We start from the raw sequence: 15,428 nt of genomic DNA on the forward strand, positions 1-15,428 counted from the left end.
ACCCCCCCGCTGCACTGGGAGGTGTTGTCCGGCGTTTTTGCCCCCCCGCGGCGGGGTCCCGGGGTGGGGGGCGGGGTGGGTTTTGGGGTGGGGGCCCCCCCCCCCCCCCGCCGGGGGGCTGCCGCCCCCCGGACCCCCCGCCTTTCCCCGCCCCGGACCGGGGGGAGGGGTGGAGGGGGCGGCATGGGTATTTTGGCCAAGAAGAAGCAGAAGGGCAGGGGCAGGACGGCGGCGGGGCGGCCTGCTGTCATGTTGCAAAAGCCGCTGGCGGCGGTCATATAGCCGCCATCCACAAGAGGGGCCGCCGATGAACTATCTCGAATTCGAAAAGCCGCTGGCCGAGATCGAGGGCAAGGCCGAGGAATTGCGGGCGATGGCCCGGGCCAATGCGGAGATGGATGTCGAACAGGAGGCCGCGGCGCTGGACCGCAAGGCCGCCACGCTGTTGCAGGATCTCTACAGGAACCTGACGCCCTGGCGCAAATGCCAGGTGGCGCGCCACCCCGACCGGCCGCATTGCAGGGATTATATCGAGGCGCTGTTCACCGAGTTCACGCCGCTGGCGGGCGACCGGAACTTTGCCGAGGACAATGCCGTGATGGGCGGCATCGCGCGGTTCGACGACCGCCCCGTGGTGGTGATCGGGCATGAGAAGGGGTTCGACACCAAGACCCGGCTCGAGCGCAATTTCGGCATGGCCCGGCCCGAGGGCTATCGCAAGGCGGTGCGGCTGATGGACATGGCCGACCGTTTCGGGATGCCGGTCATCACGCTGGTCGACACCCCCGGCGCCTATCCCGGCAAGGGCGCCGAGGAGCGCGGCCAGTCCGAGGCGATCGCGCGGTCGACCGAGAAATGCCTGCAGATCGGCGTGCCGCTTCTCGGCGTCATCATCGGCGAGGGCGGATCGGGCGGCGCGGTCGCCTTCGCCACGGCCAACCGGGTCGCGATGCTGGAACATTCGGTCTATTCGGTGATCTCGCCCGAGGGCTGTGCGTCGATCCTGTGGAAGGATGCCGAGAAGATGCGCGAGGCGGCCGAGGCGCTGCGCCTGACCGCGCAGGATCTGCTGAAGCTGGGCGTCATCGACCGGATCATCGCCGAACCCCTGGGCGGCGCCCAGCGCGGCCGCGAGCAGACGATCGAGGCGGTCGGGCGCAACCTGCGCGTGATGCTCAAGGAGCTCGACGGCCTGGACCGCACCACGCTGGTTTCCGAGCGGCGGCGCAAGTTCCTCGACATGGGCTCGAAGGGGCTGGCCGCCTGAGCGGCATTGCCCGGGGCCGCCGCAATTGTGGCGGCGGTTGCCATATTGTGGACACAGTTTTGCCGCCGCGGCGCCGCCATGCGGCTTGCGGCCCCGACCCCGTTCGGGTCACATCGCCCCGGTAGAAGGGGGTATTTGCCATGCAGCAATTCGAGTTCGCCGTATTGCCGGCGCCGGGCCGGGTGGGCCGCGGCGGGACGTTGCGCGGGGACCAGGCGTTTTCCGCGGCGCTGACCGAGATCATGAACGAGATGGGCGCGGGCGGCTGGGATTTCGCGGGCGCCGAGACGGTGCCCTGCCGGGTCGGGCGCTGGCCCCTTTCCCGCCGTGCCGACCGCCATGTGCTGGTGTTCCGCCGCGCCCGCGACTCCCGGCTCGACCGGATGGCGGCTTCCGAGCGCAACGCGCCGCGCCATGACGACCCGATGGAGATCACGGTGCAGCCGCGCCGGGTCAGCACCGCCGACAGCCCGCGCAATGTGCGCAAGCTGCGCCCGGTCCTCGACCCGATGCCGACGCATGCCACCGCCGCCGAGTAGCGGGGATCAGTCCTCCGGCCGGAACCCCGCCTCGTGCATCAGCCGGTTCGAGGCGGTCTCGACCGCGCCCTGCAACTCGGCCATGAAGGCATCGACGGGCTTGCCCGCCGGGATCCGCGGCAGGAACTCGACCACGGCCAGGCCGGGCTTGCGGTAGATGCCGGTGCGCGGCCAGAACACGCCGACATTCGTCGCGGCGGGCACGCAATCATGGCCGAACTGCTGATACAGCACCCCGGCCCCCACCTTGTAGGGGCGGCTCACGCCCGGCGCGACCCGGGTGCCCTGCGGATAGATGATGAGCTGGCCGGGCGCGTGCCGCCCGTTCGCCACGCCCTCGACCATCTGGGCGATCGCCTGCCCGCGCCTGCCCCGGTCGACCGGCACGCAGCCGATGCGCATGGCGTACCAGCCCAGCACCGGCGCCCGTTTCAGCGACTGCTTCATGATGAAGCGCGGCCGCGGCACCACGCTGACCAGCAGCAGGATGTCGAAGAAGGACTGGTGCTTGGAGGCGATCAGCACCTCGTCCACCGGCACCTCGCCGCGCACCTCGGAACGCAGCCCGACCATCCAGCGCGCGGTCCAGCGCACCCAGCGGGCATAATGGTGGATGGCGTGAAAGGCAAATCTGCGCGAGACCAGCGTCGGCAGCGCGTAGACCAGCCCGAAGACCGGCATCGCCAGGTACATCTGCCCGACAAAGACCAGCGAGCGCAGATATTGCACGGCGTAACGCATCCTAGGTAATCCCTTTCAGAACCCGCATCGCGGTGATCCGCGTGGCAACAAGGGCCACGGCGGCGGCGACGGGCGGCAACAGCAGCGGCACCAGCCAGTCGGCGCCGCGGAACCCCAGACCCGCCAGCACCCCCGCCGCCGCATCGGCCCGCGGCAGCAGCGCCACCGCGACCATGCCCAGCGCCGTTCCGGCGGCGGCCCCCTCCAGTGCCCGGCGGGTAAAGCGGCGCACGAAGGCGCGCGCGATGAAGGTGTCGCGCGCGCCCACCAGCCGCAGCACCGCGATCACCCGGGCATTGGCGGCAAGGGCGGCATGGGCCGACAGCGCGATCATCGCGGCCATCGCCGCCCCGATCAGCCCGATCGACAGCCAGCCCAGGAGCCGCAGCCGCCCCGCCGCCTCGATCAGCGGACGCCGCCAGCGGCCGTGATCGTCCAGCACCGCGCCCGGCGCCTCGCCCGCCAGCCGGAATCGCAGCGCCTCGGCATCCATGCCCGCCTCGGTCTCGGTCACCTCGATCAGCCGGGGCAGGGGCAGGGTCTCCACCGGCAGGTCGGGGCCGAACCAGGGCTCCAGCAGGGCGCGCTGTTCCTCGTCGGGAATCGCCCGGGCCGCAGCGACGCCCGGCGTGGTGCGCAGCACCTCCAGAATGGCCTCGGTCTGGGCGGCCATCTGGCCCTCGGGGGCCGACAGCCGCACGGTCGCCGTGCGCGCCAGCGCCTCGTCCCAGTGATCCGCCAGCCGCCCCGCCGCCAGCGACAGCGCCAGCGCAAAGACGGTCAGGAAGGCCATCGCCGCCGCGGTAAACTGCGTCAGATGCGCGGTAAAGCCCGAGGGCGGCACCACCCGGTCGGCGCGCGCGTCGCCGACCAGCAGCGCGGCCAGAGGGGCCAGCCGCCTCACAGTTCCGCCCCCGCCTGCTGCAATTGCTGTCCCTTGATCCGCAACACGCGCGCCGCGACCTGCGCCTTGGCTGCGCGGATCAGGTTCAGGTCATGCGTCGCCACCAGGATCGCCTTGCCCATGCGGTTCAGTTCGATCAGCAATTGCAGGATGCGCAAGGACATTTCCCAGTCCACATTGCCGGTGGGCTCGTCGGCCAGGATCACGTCGGGGTCCATGATGACCGCACGCGCCAGCGCCGCGCGCTGACGCTCGCCGCCCGAGAGTTGCGGCGGCAGCGCCTCGGTCTGCGCCTGCAGGCCCACCCAGGCCAGCAATTCGCGCAGGTTCCCGGCCTCGGCCGCCACGTCGCGCCCGGCCACCAGCAGCGGCAGGCTGACATTCTCGGCCAGCGGCAGATGGTCCAGGAACTGGCAATCCTGATGCACCACCCCGATCCGGCGCCGCGTGCGCGCCACCGCGTCGCGGTCCATCCCGGCCAGTTCTGCGCCAAAAAGGCGCACCCTTCCGCGCGTGGGCCGCAATTCGGCATAGCACAGTTTCAGCAGCGTGGTCTTGCCCGCGCCCGAGGGGCCGGTCAGGAAATGGAAGGATCCGGGCTGCAACCGCAGCGATATGCCCGACAGAAGCTCGGCTCCGCCATAGCTGTGGGACACGTCTTCCAGCTCGATCACGGGTCCGCTCCGCCGCTCATCCGACCACCCTATTGCCCGAGCCCCGGCCCGGTTTCAATCTCCTGCGCCCGCAAAGGCTTTGAATTTCCACCGGGGCTGATACAACATGCCGCAAAACGACAGGCAGGGTCCGTCCCATGGACGGGTCGAGGCAGGGTGCCGGATGCGACTGATTTGCCCGAACTGCGACGCCCAGTACGAGGTCGATGCCGCCGTGATCCCCGGCGAGGGGCGCGATGTGCAATGCTCGAATTGCGGCCATACCTGGTTCCAGGGACCGGCCGGGGCGGCTGCCGCGCGGCCCGTGCCCGAAGCCGAGGATATCGGCTGGCATGGCGAGACCACGGCCCCGCCGCCGACCGGGACCGAACCCGCCCCGGCCGCCGCCGCGCGCCGCGCGCTGGATGCCTCGGTGCTCGACATCCTGCAGGAGGAGGCTGCCCGCGAACAGCGCGTGCGCGCGCAGGAGGCCGCGGCCGACACCTTCGCCGCCCAGCCCGATCTGGGCCTCGACAGCGCCCCGCCGCGCAGCCCCGCGCCCGCCGCTGAACCCGCCGCTAAACCCGCCGCGGACCCCGTCGCCCCCGCCCAGCCCGTGCCGGAACCCGAACCCGCCACCCGCCGCGACCAGTTGCCCGATCTGGCCGAGATCAATGCCAGCCTCGACGCCAGTTCCGACCGTGGCGCCGACAGCATCATCACCGCCGAGGCCGAACAGGCCGCCCGGCGCAGCGGATTCCGGCTGGGCTTTGCCCTTGTCGTGCTGGTCGCGGCGCTGGCGGTGGGGGCCTATCTGCTGGCGCCGGGGATCGGCGCGCTGCATCCCGCGTTCGAGGCGCCGATGGCGGATTACGCGGAGGCGCTCGACCGGCTGCGGCTGTGGCTGCACATGCTGTTGCCGCGATCGGCGCCCGGCGCGGCGGGCTGAGGCCCCGCAAAAGCCCCCTCAGAACCGGTCCAGCAGCCGCCGCAGATAGTCCAGTTCGATCTCGGGCCGTTCCTGTTCGCCCGAGCGGCGGCGGATCTCGTCCAGCAATTCCCGCGCGCGCCCCTGCACATCCTCGCCGCGCAGCATCTCCTGTTCCGTGCCGACCCGGCCCATCGTGCTCTGGTCGCGGCCCAGCGGGTCGCGGCGGTCGCCACCGGCCTGCGCCTGGCCCATTCCCTCGCCCTGCTGGCCCGGCTGCTGGTTCTGCGCCAGCGCCTCGCCCAGATTGCGCATGCCCTCGCGCAGCGCCTCCATCGCCTCGGCCTGGCTGTCCAGCGCGCCGGCCAGATCGTCGCCGCGCAGCGCATCCTCGGCCTCGCCCATCGCCCGGCCTGCGCGGTCCAGCGCCTCGCGCGCCGCCTCGCCCTCGGGCGAGCCGCCCAAGCCCGGCAACCCCTCGCGCTGGCGGTCCAGTTCGCGTTGCAGCGCGCGCTGGCGGTCGGCAAGCTGCTGGCCCAGATCGCCCTCGCGCCCCCCGGCGCCGGGCTGCTGGCCCTGACCCTGGCCTTGCCCCTGACCTTCGCCGAATTGCTGACCCTGTCCGTCCTGACCCTGCTGGCCGTCGCCCTGCTGACCCTGCTGGCCGGGGTTGAACTGGTCCTGAAGCCCCCGGAACGCCTCGTCGCTCAGGCCCTGTTGCTGGCGCAGGGTCTCGGCCAGACCCTCCATCGCCTGCTGGCCGGGGCTTTGCTGGCCGCCCTGACCTTGGGTGATCTGCATGTTCTCCATCATCTGGCGCAGCATTTCCAGAAGCTGCTGCGCCTCGTCCATCCGGCCTTCTTCCATCAGTTGCTGCAACCGCTCCAGCATCTGTTCCAACTGGTCGCCGGTGATCTCCTGCATGTCCTGCTGGTTCTGCGCCTGTTGCTGGCCGTCCTGGGATTGCTGCTGGGCAAGCTGGCGCATGTAATCCTGCATCGCCTCGCGCAATTCGCGCATCAGTTCGGCGATTTCCTCGTTGCTCGCGCCCTCGCGCATCGCCTCGGACAGGCGTTCCTGCGCCCGGCGCAGCCGTTCGGCCGCATCCGACAGGTCGCCCTCCTCGATCAGAACGGCGATGTCCCACAGCGCGGCGGCGATCTCGTCCTGGGTCTCGGCACTCAGACCGGCGGCAACCCCGGCCTCCAGCCGCCTTGTCGCCACGCGCAGCAGCAGATAGGCCCGTTCGGTGCGAAACAGCCCGTCCGGTTCATGGCTGACCGCGCGCAGCATCCGCGCCACCTGTGCGCCATTCGTGCGCGTCCAGAGCAGGTCGCGCCGCTGTTCCACCACCGCGCGCGCCAGCGGATCGAAGAAGCGCCGCCCGGGCAGCATCATCGCCACGGGCGGGCTGGTTCCTTCCTGACCCAGCGCATCCTGCGCGATCAGCACCATCTGAACCGGCAGCCCGGCCCAGGGGTGCTGCGACAGGTTCTCGATCAGCGTTTCGGAGAAATCGCGCCGGTCGCCGGTGATCGTCATCGGCAGATCCAGCACCAGCGGTTCGCGCGGGTCGGGCTCGGGCAGCAGGCCATAGCGGCGGTCCACGGCCCCCGCATCCAGCCTCACCACCGCGCGTCCCGCCACCACGCCGTAATCGTCGCGCGCCGTGAAGCCCTGCGCCATCTGCCCGTTGGCCTGCACCTCGGGCGGGCCGTCCGCCTCGATCGCGGGGGGGGTGTCGGGGGTCAGCACGATCTGCCAGCTTCGCCCGCCCGGCCCCTCGATCGCGACCTCGCCGGGGCGGACCATCTCGAAGCTTTGCGCCATCGCATCCGCGCCCTGGGGCGCGCTGCCCTCGACCGGCCGGGCCGAGACGGTTTCGCGCAGCGTCAGCGCGCCGACCTCGCCGTAAAGCCGCAGCATCACCCGGCTGCCATGCGGCACGCTCAGCGTCTCGGCGCGGATCTCGTTCAGGTAAAGGCTGGGCTTGGCGGTATGGGCGGGCGGTTCGATCCAGCCTTCCCAGGTCGGCCCGGCCGCCAATGCCGCGCCGCCATCGCTGGCCAGATCGCCCACGCTTGCCACCCGCCAGAGCGAGCCGAAGGCCAGCGCCACCACAAACGCCGTCAGCGCCACATAGCGCAACGCATAGGGATCGCGCGACGCCATGCGCAGGTCGGGCGACACCGCCCGCGCGGCGCGCGCCCGCTCTGCCATCCGCGCGACATGCACCCGCCACACCGCCTCGGAGGCCGCATCGCCCGCGCCCACCGCCTGATGGTCGCGCAGCGCCGTGATCGGGCGGCCCGGCAATGTGCGGTCCAGCCGGTCCAGCGCCTCGGCGCGCGAGGGCCAGCGAAAGCTGCGCACACCAAGGCCGAAGGCCACCACCATCGCGACAGCCGCCAGCGCCAGCACGACCAGCGCCCAGCCGCGCGAGACCATGTCGTGCAGGCCGAAGGACAGCACCGCCGCCAGCGCCAGCAAAAGGCTCGCGAGCGGCCAGAAGGCGCGGGTCAGCCGTTCGGCCACCATCCCCGCCCGCGTCAGACGCAGCGGCCAGCGCAAGGCTTGAAGGGCATCCTCGGGGGGGGTCGTCCGTTCGGTCATGCTCCCATCCCGTGGCGATCCGGCGGGGTTGCCGGTCAAAGCCACTCGGGGATGGTATCTCGGTTTATGATCTCGTCAAAGGATGGCCTGTCCCGAATGACGGCCAAGTGATCCCCCATGACCAGCACTTCGGGCACCAGCGGGCGGGTGTTGTATTCCGAGGCCATCACCGCGCCATAGGCGCCCGCCGAGCGAAAGGCGACCAGATCGCCGGGGGCAACGGGCGGCATCATCCGGCTTTTCGCAAAGGTATCGCCCGTCTCGCAGACCGGCCCCACGATGTCGATGGGCGCCTGTTCGGCGCCGGGCGCGGGTTCGATCACCGGCACGATGTCGTGATGGGCCGAATACATCGCGGGCCGCACCAGGTCGTTCATCGCGGCATCGAGGATCAGGAAATTCCGCCCCTCGCCCTCCTTCACATAGATCGCCTGCGCGACCAGGATCCCGGCATTGCCCGCGATCAGGCGGCCCGGCTCGATCTCGATCTCGCAGCCCAGATCGCCGACCACGCGCCGGATCATCGCGCCATATTCCAGCGGCAGGGGGGGCGCGGCGTTCGAGCGTTCATAGGGGATGCCAAGCCCCCCGCCCAGATCCAGCCGGATGATCTCGTGCCCGTCCTGACGCAGCGCGCGGGTCAGGTCGGCGACCTTGGCATAGGCCGCCTCGAAGGGTTCGAGCGCGGTCAACTGGCTGCCGATATGCACGTCGATGCCGACCACCCGCAGCCCCGGCAGGGTCGCGGCATGGGCATAGACGGCGCGCGCCCTGGCGATCGGGATGCCGAACTTGTTCTCGGCCTTGCCGGTCGCGATCTTCTCATGCGTCTGGGCATCGACGTCGGGATTCACCCGCACCGCGATGGGGGCCACGACGCCCAGGCCCAGCGCCACCTCGTTCAGCGCCGCCATCTCGGGTTCGGATTCGACGTTGAACTGGCGGATGCCGCCCTCCAGCGCCAGCCGCATCTCCTCGCGCGTCTTGCCGACGCCCGAGAACACGATCCGTTCGCCCGGAATGCCCGCCGCCCGTGCGCGGCGGTATTCCCCGCCCGAGACGACATCGACGCCCGCCCCCAGATCGCCCATCAGCTTCAGCACGGCCTGATTGGAATTGGCCTTTACCGCATAGCAGATCAGGTGATCCATGCCCGCCAGCGCCTCCTGGAACAGGCGGAAATGCCGGGTCAGCGTGGCGACCGAATAGCAGTAGAACGGGGTTCCGACCTGCGCCGCGATCTCGGGCAGGGGGACATCCTCGGCATGCAGCACGCCGTCGCGATAGAGGAAATGATCCATTCCGGGGTCAGGCCGTGCTTGCGTCGCGCGGGCGCGAGCGCAGGAACAGGTAAAGCGGCAGCGCGCAGGACACGCCGATGCCGATGGCCAGAACCGCCACCGGCCCCAGCCAGTCGCGGCGCGCGATGCTGTCGGCGACGATCCAGATCGCCAGCGCGATGGCGGCAATGGTCAGATCCCAGACCAGACCCGTGGTGCTGTCATTGACATACCAGGCGTCGATCATGCCCATGAAATCCTGGCCGTTGGCGAAATACCAGCTCAGGAAATAATACATCGGGTGAATGGCGCCCCAGATCGCAAGCGCCAGAAAGATCATCCGCAGGGGCGTCATGGCCGGTTTCCTCCCGTCACGCCAATTTCGACCGTGCCGCCGACCGTCACGCCCGCCTGCGGCGGTTCCGGCGGTCCGTCGACCCCGCAACCGGCCAGCACCAGCACGGCGACCCATATCCATCTAGAAGCCAAGGCTCACCCCTCCAGTCCCCGCGCCGATCCGCACCGGCAATCCGGCGGGCCGCACCGACACCGCCGCCCCATCCGTGCCCACCCGCACCGCACTTGTCCCCGTCTGCACCACCCGGACCGAGGCCCCCGGCCCGTCCGGCCCGCCCGAGACCGTCACCGGCCCGCTGGCCACCCGCCCCGAGGCCTGCCCGTCCGGCGTGACCGCAACCTGCCCCGAGGGCGCGGCGCAGCCCGCCAGCAGGACCAGCCCCAGCGCGGCAAGCCGTGTCATCCCAGCCGTTCCTTCCAGCGCGCCACCTGTGCCCGCACCTGATCGGGCGCGGTGCCGCCATAGCTTACCCGACTCGCGACCGAATTGTGCACGCCCAGAACGTCGAACACCGCCGCCCCGATGCCCGCATGCACGCCCTGCATCTCGGCAAGCGTCAGGTCGGGCAGATCGCAGCCCTTGGCCTCGGCCAGCGCGACCAGCCGCCCGGTGACATGGTGGGCATCGCGAAACGGCATGCCCAGCGCCCGCACCAGCCAGTCGGCCAGATCGGTCGCGGTGGAAAAGCCGCTGGCTGCCGCCGCCTCCAGCGCGGGACGGTTCGCGTGCATGTCGCGCACCATGCCCTCCATCGCGGCCAGCGCCAGCATCAGGCTGTCGGCGGCGTCGAAGACCTGTTCCTTGTCCTCCTGCATGTCCTTGGAATAGGCCAAGGGCAGCCCCTTCATCACCATCATCAGCGCGACATTCGCCCCCATGATCCGCCCGATCTTGGCCCGGATCAGCTCGGCGGCGTCGGGGTTCTTCTTCTGCGGCATGATCGAGGAGCCGGTCGAGAACCGGTCCGACAGCACCACGAACCGGAACTGCGCCGAGGACCAGATCACCAGTTCCTCGGCGAACCGGCTCAGGTGCATCGCGCAGATGGACGCGGCGCCCAGGAATTCCAGCGCGAAATCGCGGTCGCTGACCGCATCCAGCGAATTGGCCATCGGCCGGTCGAAGCCCAGCGCCGCCGCCGTCATCTGCCGGTCGATGGGAAAGGACGTGCCCGCCAGCGCCGCCGCACCAAGGGGACATTCGTTCATCCGCGCGCGGGCATCGGCAAACCGGCCCATGTCGCGGGCGAACATCTCGACATAGGCCATCATGTGATGGCCCCAGGTCACCGGCTGCGCCGTTTGCAGATGCGTGAAGCCCGGCATCACCCAGTCCGCGCCCGCCTCGGCCTGCGCCAGCAGCGCCCGGATCAGCGCCTCAAGCCCCGCCAGTGCCGCGTCGATCTGGTCGCGCACCCAGAGCCGGAAATCGGTCGCCACCTGGTCGTTGCGCGACCGCGCCGTGTGCAGCCGCCCCGCCGGTTCGCCGATCACCTCCTTCAGCCGCGCCTCGACATTCATGTGAATGTCTTCCAGCGCGGTGGAAAACGCGAAGCGCCCGCCCTCGATCTCTGACAAGACCGTGAGCAGCCCTTCCCGGATCGCCTGCGAATCCGTATCGCTTAGGATGCCCGTCGCCGCCAGCATGGCGGCATGGGCGCGGGAACCGGCGATGTCCTGGGCCGCCAGCCGCTGGTCGAACGAGATCGAGGCATTGATCGCCTCCATGATCGCGTCCGGCCCGGCGGCGAACCGCCCGCCCCACATCGCGTTGGACTGGTCGTTGGTCATCGTCACGGCCCTTCGGAGGGAAAAATGTCGTTCGTCAGGTCGCTCGTCCTCTACACGGCCCTTGCGCTGGGTGCAAATACCGCCGCCGCCGATCCCGCCGCGCTGAACGGGCTGCGCGAAGGCGACATGCGCAAGCTCGTCTTCCATGCCGCGCCGAAACCCGTGCCCGAAATCGCCCTGATCGACGAGGCCGAGGCGCCCCGCGCGCTGGACGAACATCTCGGCCGCTGGGTGGTGCTGAATTTCTGGGCGACCTGGTGCCCGCCCTGCCGCCATGAAATGCCCGCGCTCGACCGGCTGAATGCCGAATTCGGCGGCGCGGGCTTTGCGGTGGTCACGGTGGCGACGGGGCGCAATTCGCCCCAGGGCATCGACCGGCTGTTCTCGGATCTGGCCATCGCCACCCTGCCGAAATGGCGCGACCCGGATTCGGGGCTGGCCCGGCAGATGGGGGTGATGGGCCTGCCCGTGACCGTGATCCTGAACCCCGAGGGCCAGGAGATTGCCCGGATGCAGGGCGATGCCGAATGGGACAGCGACAGCGCCAGGGCCATTGTCGCCGCGCTGATGAATGGGGGATGATCCGGCCATGGCTGGCCCTTGCCCTTGTGCTGGCCGCCCCGGTTTCGGCTGAGATGATCGAGCCCATCACCCCCGAAACCGCGCGCGCCTGGTCCTTTCTGTCCGACCGGGTGATGGGCGGCGTCTCGACCGGCGCCGCCGCCTATGCCGAGGAACAGGGCAGGGGCTTCCTGCACCTGACCGGCATGGTCAGCACCGCCAATCGCGGCGGCTTCGTCCAGATGCGCCGGGCGGTGCGGCTGCCGCCCGATGCGCAGGGCATCGTGCTCAGCGTGCGCGGCGACGGGCAGCGCTATTTCGTCCATCTGCGCAGCGCCGCCACGCGACCCTGGCAATTCCATCAGGCCGGGTTCGACACCACCCCCGACTGGCGCGAGATCCGCATCCCGCTGCGCGATTTTCAACCCCGGGGCGGGGCCGCCGCACGCCTGCGCCCCGACGCGGTCGACAGCCTCGGCATCGCCGCCTATGGCCGCGAGCAGCGGGCCGATATCGCGCTGGCCGGGGTCGGATTCTACTGACCCCGCCTGCGCAGGATTTCCTCGACCCAGGCGGGCACGATCTCGCTGGCCGGACCATGCCGGGCCTCGGCGAAATCGCCCACGGTCTCGGACGGCTCCAGGTTCAGCTCCAGCGTCCGCGCGCCCGCCCGCGCCGCATCCTGCACGAAGGCGGCGGCCGGATAGACGCTGCCCGAGGTGCCGATCGCCACGAACAGCTCGGCCGCGCGCAGCGCGTCCCAGATCGCCTCCATGTGATAGGGAAACTCGCCGAACCACACGATATCGGGCCGCGTCGCCGGGGCGGCACAGGCGGGGCAGGGATCGTCCGCGCGCATTGCCATCGGCGCGGTCCAGGTCTCGCCGCAGACGGCACAACGGGCGCGGGTGATCTGCCCGTGCATGTGCCAGACCGCCCGGCTGCCCGCGCGCTCATGCAGATCGTCGATATTCTGGGTGACGATCCGCACCTCGCCCGGCAAGGCCTGTTCCAGCCGCGCCAGCGCCGCATGGGCGGCGTTCGGGATCGCCTCGGCGGCATTGCGGCGCCGCGCATTGTAGAATTCGTGCACCAATGCGGGGTCGCGGGCAAAGCCCTCGGGGGTCGCCACCTCGGCCAGATCGTAGCGCGTCCAGATACCGTCCTTGTCGCGGAACGTGCCCAGCCCGCTTTCGGCCGAAATTCCCGCCCCGGTCAGAATCACGATCTTGGTCATCGCCCGCCCCTCCGCTATCACAATGCCGAAAGGAGAGGCCCATGACCACCCGCATCCTGTTCGTCTGCCTCGGCAATATCTGCCGCTCGCCCACCGCCCACGGGGTCGTCGCGCAGATGGCCGAGGCCGCCCGCCTGCCGGTCCAGATCGACAGCGCCGGAACCGGGGGCTGGCATGCGGGCGATCCCCCCGATCCCCGCGCCACGCGCGAGGCGGCACGGCGCGGCTACGACCTTTCGGCGCTGCGCGCCCGGCAGGTGCGCGCCGCGGATTTCGACGGTTTCGACCTGATCCTCGCGATGGACCGCAGCAACCTTGCCGATCTGGAACGGATCCGCCCGGCAGGCAACGCCACCCCCGTCCGGCTGTTCCTCGACTATGCCGACAGCCCCCGCGACGAGGTGCCCGACCCCTATTACGAGGGCGGCTTCGATCTGGTGCTGGATCTGGTCGAGGACGCCGCCCGCGGGCTTCTGGCCGAGATCGCCCGCCGCTGACCCGCGCCCTCTGCTTCTTCTTGGCGAAAATACCCGAAACGGCGGCCCGGAACGGGCCGCCTTTCAAAGGCTTGCGCCGCAGGCGCTCCGCCGGACGGACGGGCTCAGCCGCAATAGGCCGCCGCCATCTCGCCGAACCGCTTGTAGCGCTGCCAGAAGGCCGAATCCCGGTCGCGTTTCGACTGGCGCACGACCTGGGCCTGGTGCGGGTCGCGGAAGAACTTCGCCGCCTCGCGCTGGTCGCCGGCACTCAGCGTGATGTCGGCGGCCTGCTGGATGCAGCCGCAGACCCCGCGCGACACGCCGGGACGGTCGGATCCCAGACAGGCCCGCTCGATCGGACCCGCCAGGGCAGGGGTGGACGATACGGCGACCGCCGCCGCAAGCGCAAATGCTCTCATCTGACTGCCTCGTTCCTTGCTGGGGGCCGCTACGGGCGTCTGACGCACCCTCTGTCCGGACCCGGAAACCAGACCCCATCATAGGCCGGGAAAGCGCAAAATTCAATCGCCCGCGCCGTTCAGGCCGTGTCGATCACATGCGTCGCCACCGCCGCGAAGAACAGCACCGAGGCGACCAGCACGAAGACATGCCAGATCGTGTTGTGATAGGGCAGCCGCTCCCACAGGTAGAACACCATCCCCACCGTATACAGCACGCCCCCCGCCACGATCAGCCCCATCACCACCGGCGACAGCGTCGCGAACAGCCCCCAGCCCGCCACGGCCCCCGCCCAGCCCATCGCCGGATAAAGCGCCAGGTTCACCGCGCGGAACCGGTAGGGCGCCAGCATCCGCAGCCCCGTGCCCGCCGCCGCCGCCGCCCACAGCCCGGCCAGCAGCCCCGCCCCATGCCCGCCCGAAAGCAGCGTGAAGGGCGTGTAGGTGCCCGCGATCTTCCAGTAGATGGCCGAATGATCCAGCCGCCGCAGGATCGGCGTCCAGTCCGGGTGCTGGACCATGTGATACAGCGCCGAGAACCCGATCATCGCGAACAGCGCCGCGCCATAGACCGTGATCCCCAGGATCGCCGCCCCATCGCCGCGAAAGACGATGGCCAGCACCACCAGCACCGGAACCCCCACCGCCACCGCGGCCAGCCCCGTGACATGCACCACCGCGTCCGAGACCCGCTCGGCCCGCGAATAGGACGGATAGCGCTCACTCATGCCAACCCCCACGCAACATCATTGCCCATCCACGCCCGAATCCTATCATGCCGCCGCATCTGCGTCAAAATCACGCATGGGGTCAAACCGTTTCAATCCCGTGACCCCTGCGCCCCCTGCATGCCCGGGCGCGGCCCCTTGCGTCGGCAAGTTTCGGTTTGCGCCCCGCCGCCGCCCCGCTACCCTGCGCCAAGGGCCGGAACGGCGACGGAAAACGGCGGTGGGGCAGGGCATGGCGAACCATCTTTTCTATGGCGACAACCTGGCCGTGCTGCGCGAGCATATCGCGTCCGACAGCGTGGACCTGATCTATCTCGACCCGCCCTTCAACTCGAACGCCTCCTACAACGTGCTGTTCAAGGGGCCGTCCGGCACCGACAGCGCCGCCCAGATCGAGGCGTTCGACGATACCTGGCACTGGACCGACACCGCCGAAGAGGCCTTCGGCGAGGTGCTGCGCTCGGGCAATGCTGCGGCGGCCGAGATGCTGCGGGCGATGCGCAGCTTTCTGGGCGAGAACGACATGATGGCCTATCTGGCCATGATGGCCGTGCGCCTGCTGGAACTGCACCGCGTCCTGAAACCCACCGGCAGCCTCTACCTGCATTGCGACCCGACCGCGAGCCATTACCTGAAGATATTGCTGGATGCGGTGTTCGGGCCGCGGAACTATGTCAACGAAATAAGCTGGCACAGGACGACCGCGAAAGCCGACTACAAGCAAGGGGCGAAGCATTTCCCCCGTGTGCGCGACATAATCTTGCGGTTCAAGAAGGAAGGAAAAGGCGACATTGTCTTTAGGCTCAGGACTCGTTCTTGATCATAGCCAGAACAAGACGGTTGCGGCGAGCATGATCGCAGAGAAGAACGTTTCCGGGCACCGATCGTATCG

At 69.8% G+C, this 15,428-nt stretch carries 18 protein-coding genes; 7 read left to right on the forward strand and 11 right to left on the reverse strand.

Translation table 11 applies throughout. The annotated features are described in order from the left end of the window. The first annotated feature begins 307 nt into the window (after window positions 1–307). Window positions 308–1,267 carry an acetyl-CoA carboxylase carboxyltransferase subunit alpha gene (locus EV216_RS09340; RefSeq protein WP_132694873.1) on the forward strand — a complete coding sequence of 320 codons (960 nt, stop codon included), beginning with the start codon at window positions 308–310 and terminating at the stop codon, window positions 1,265–1,267. 140 nt (window positions 1,268–1,407) lie between these two features. Further along, window positions 1,408–1,806 (forward strand): hypothetical protein, encoded by a 399-nt coding sequence (locus EV216_RS09345; protein ID WP_132694875.1) that lies wholly within the window; start codon window positions 1,408–1,410, stop codon window positions 1,804–1,806. Between the two features lie 6 nt (window positions 1,807–1,812). Here the strand turns inward: EV216_RS09345 and EV216_RS09350 are convergent, their stop codons facing one another. The 3 genes from EV216_RS09350 to EV216_RS09360 are packed head-to-tail and all read right to left on the reverse strand — an operon-like array spanning window position 1,813 to window position 4,125. After that, window positions 1,813–2,547, reverse strand: a complete 735-nt coding sequence (locus EV216_RS09350; protein ID WP_132694876.1) for a lysophospholipid acyltransferase family protein — start codon at window positions 2,545–2,547, stop codon at window positions 1,813–1,815. A 1-nt stretch (window position 2,548) separates the two neighbouring features. Then, entirely contained in the window at window positions 2,549–3,442 is an 894-nt protein-coding gene (locus EV216_RS09355) for a cell division protein FtsX (RefSeq protein WP_132694909.1), read from the reverse strand. A 5-nt stretch (window positions 3,443–3,447) separates the two neighbouring features. Then, complete coding sequence (locus EV216_RS09360) at window positions 3,448–4,125, reverse strand: cell division ATP-binding protein FtsE (protein WP_132694878.1); 678 nt, start codon at window positions 4,123–4,125, stop codon at window positions 3,448–3,450. Window positions 4,126–4,288: 163 nt separating this feature from the next. Between EV216_RS09360 and EV216_RS09365 the strand changes: the two genes are divergently transcribed. Then, window positions 4,289–5,053: a zinc-ribbon domain-containing protein gene (locus tag EV216_RS09365; protein WP_165899210.1), complete on the forward strand. Its 765-nt coding sequence runs from the start codon at window positions 4,289–4,291 to the stop codon at window positions 5,051–5,053. An 18-nt stretch (window positions 5,054–5,071) separates the two neighbouring features. On the opposite strand, the gene EV216_RS09370 is transcribed toward EV216_RS09365, so the two are convergent. From EV216_RS09370 to argH, 5 genes are all read right to left on the reverse strand, one after another. Next, window positions 5,072–7,645 (reverse strand): TIGR02302 family protein, encoded by a 2,574-nt coding sequence (locus EV216_RS09370; protein WP_132694882.1) that lies wholly within the window; start codon window positions 7,643–7,645, stop codon window positions 5,072–5,074. A 35-nt stretch (window positions 7,646–7,680) separates the two neighbouring features. Beyond that, entirely contained in the window at window positions 7,681–8,946 is a 1,266-nt protein-coding gene (lysA, locus tag EV216_RS09375; protein ID WP_132694883.1) for a diaminopimelate decarboxylase, read from the reverse strand. A 7-nt stretch (window positions 8,947–8,953) separates the two neighbouring features. Continuing rightward, entirely contained in the window at window positions 8,954–9,280 is a 327-nt protein-coding gene (locus EV216_RS09380) for a DUF2834 domain-containing protein (protein WP_132694885.1), read from the reverse strand. 123 nt (window positions 9,281–9,403) lie between these two features. Then, window positions 9,404–9,685, reverse strand: a complete 282-nt coding sequence (locus tag EV216_RS09390) for a hypothetical protein (protein ID WP_132694888.1) — start codon at window positions 9,683–9,685, stop codon at window positions 9,404–9,406. Continuing rightward, the gene (gene argH / locus EV216_RS09395) at window positions 9,682–11,073 is read right to left on the reverse strand and encodes an argininosuccinate lyase (RefSeq protein WP_132694890.1); all 1,392 of its coding nucleotides are present in this window, start codon (window positions 11,071–11,073) and stop codon (window positions 9,682–9,684) included. Before argH ends, EV216_RS09390 begins: the two co-directional genes overlap by 4 nt. A 24-nt stretch (window positions 11,074–11,097) precedes the next feature. On the opposite strand from argH, the gene EV216_RS09400 reads away from it, so the two are divergent. Beyond that, a complete protein-coding gene (locus tag EV216_RS09400; RefSeq protein WP_132694891.1) occupies window positions 11,098–11,655 on the forward strand; it encodes a TlpA family protein disulfide reductase in 558 nt (185 codons plus the stop codon). Next, window positions 11,652–12,176 (forward strand): CIA30 family protein, encoded by a 525-nt coding sequence (locus EV216_RS09405; protein ID WP_243642032.1) that lies wholly within the window; start codon window positions 11,652–11,654, stop codon window positions 12,174–12,176. The genes EV216_RS09400 and EV216_RS09405 overlap by 4 nt, the downstream gene beginning before the upstream one ends. On the opposite strand, the gene EV216_RS09410 is transcribed toward EV216_RS09405, so the two are convergent. Beyond that, the gene (locus EV216_RS09410; protein ID WP_132694893.1) at window positions 12,170–12,871 is read right to left on the reverse strand and encodes an NAD-dependent deacylase; all 702 of its coding nucleotides are present in this window, start codon (window positions 12,869–12,871) and stop codon (window positions 12,170–12,172) included. The two genes, EV216_RS09405 and EV216_RS09410, sit on opposite strands and share 7 nt — an antisense overlap. A 41-nt stretch (window positions 12,872–12,912) precedes the next feature. On the opposite strand from EV216_RS09410, the gene EV216_RS09415 reads away from it, so the two are divergent. Then, window positions 12,913–13,368, forward strand: a complete 456-nt coding sequence (locus tag EV216_RS09415) for a low molecular weight protein-tyrosine-phosphatase (RefSeq protein ID WP_132694895.1) — start codon at window positions 12,913–12,915, stop codon at window positions 13,366–13,368. Window positions 13,369–13,472: 104 nt separating this feature from the next. Here EV216_RS09415 and EV216_RS09420 read toward each other — a convergent pair whose 3' ends face one another. Both EV216_RS09420 and trhA read right to left on the reverse strand, forming a co-directional pair. Continuing rightward, complete coding sequence (locus EV216_RS09420; protein WP_132694896.1) at window positions 13,473–13,769, reverse strand: hypothetical protein; 297 nt, start codon at window positions 13,767–13,769, stop codon at window positions 13,473–13,475. Window positions 13,770–13,888: 119 nt separating this feature from the next. Continuing rightward, window positions 13,889–14,536, reverse strand: coding sequence for a PAQR family membrane homeostasis protein TrhA (gene trhA, locus EV216_RS09425; RefSeq protein WP_132694898.1), 648 nt, complete (start codon window positions 14,534–14,536; stop codon window positions 13,889–13,891). Between the two features lie 232 nt (window positions 14,537–14,768). Here trhA and EV216_RS09430 point away from each other — a divergent pair, with 232 nt between their 5' ends. Next, window positions 14,769–15,356 carry a DNA methyltransferase gene (locus EV216_RS09430; RefSeq protein WP_207893992.1) on the forward strand — a complete coding sequence of 196 codons (588 nt, stop codon included), beginning with the start codon at window positions 14,769–14,771 and terminating at the stop codon, window positions 15,354–15,356. Window positions 15,357–15,428: the final 72 nt, after the last annotated feature.

This window comes from Rhodovulum steppense, assembly GCF_004339675.1.
Classification (GTDB): Bacteria; Pseudomonadota; Alphaproteobacteria; order Rhodobacterales; family Rhodobacteraceae; genus Rhodovulum; species Rhodovulum steppense.

What these genes read in the sequence shown, in the direction of transcription:
- EV216_RS09340 (WP_132694873.1), top strand. Translation starts at nt 308, where the DNA reads ATGAACTATCTCGAATTCGAAAAGCCGCTGGCCGAGATCGAGGGCAAG.
- EV216_RS09345 (WP_132694875.1), top strand. Translation starts at nt 1,408, where the DNA reads ATGCAGCAATTCGAGTTCGCCGTATTGCCGGCGCCGGGCCGGGTGGGC.
- EV216_RS09350 (WP_132694876.1), bottom strand. Translation starts at nt 2,547, where the DNA reads ATGCGTTACGCCGTGCAATATCTGCGCTCGCTGGTCTTTGTCGGGCAG.
- EV216_RS09365 (WP_165899210.1), top strand. Translation starts at nt 4,289, where the DNA reads ATGCGACTGATTTGCCCGAACTGCGACGCCCAGTACGAGGTCGATGCC.
- EV216_RS09370 (WP_132694882.1), bottom strand. Translation starts at nt 7,645, where the DNA reads ATGACCGAACGGACGACCCCCCCCGAGGATGCCCTTCAAGCCTTGCGC.
- lysA (WP_132694883.1), bottom strand. Translation starts at nt 8,946, where the DNA reads ATGGATCATTTCCTCTATCGCGACGGCGTGCTGCATGCCGAGGATGTC.
- EV216_RS09380 (WP_132694885.1), bottom strand. Translation starts at nt 9,280, where the DNA reads ATGACGCCCCTGCGGATGATCTTTCTGGCGCTTGCGATCTGGGGCGCC.
- EV216_RS09390 (WP_132694888.1), bottom strand. Translation starts at nt 9,685, where the DNA reads ATGACACGGCTTGCCGCGCTGGGGCTGGTCCTGCTGGCGGGCTGCGCC.
- argH (WP_132694890.1), bottom strand. Translation starts at nt 11,073, where the DNA reads ATGACCAACGACCAGTCCAACGCGATGTGGGGCGGGCGGTTCGCCGCC.
- EV216_RS09400 (WP_132694891.1), top strand. Translation starts at nt 11,098, where the DNA reads ATGTCGTTCGTCAGGTCGCTCGTCCTCTACACGGCCCTTGCGCTGGGT.
- EV216_RS09405 (WP_243642032.1), top strand. Translation starts at nt 11,652, where the DNA reads ATGATCCGGCCATGGCTGGCCCTTGCCCTTGTGCTGGCCGCCCCGGTT.
- EV216_RS09410 (WP_132694893.1), bottom strand. Translation starts at nt 12,871, where the DNA reads ATGACCAAGATCGTGATTCTGACCGGGGCGGGAATTTCGGCCGAAAGC.
- EV216_RS09415 (WP_132694895.1), top strand. Translation starts at nt 12,913, where the DNA reads ATGACCACCCGCATCCTGTTCGTCTGCCTCGGCAATATCTGCCGCTCG.
- EV216_RS09420 (WP_132694896.1), bottom strand. Translation starts at nt 13,769, where the DNA reads ATGAGAGCATTTGCGCTTGCGGCGGCGGTCGCCGTATCGTCCACCCCT.
- trhA (WP_132694898.1), bottom strand. Translation starts at nt 14,536, where the DNA reads ATGAGTGAGCGCTATCCGTCCTATTCGCGGGCCGAGCGGGTCTCGGAC.
- EV216_RS09430 (WP_207893992.1), top strand. Translation starts at nt 14,769, where the DNA reads ATGGCGAACCATCTTTTCTATGGCGACAACCTGGCCGTGCTGCGCGAG.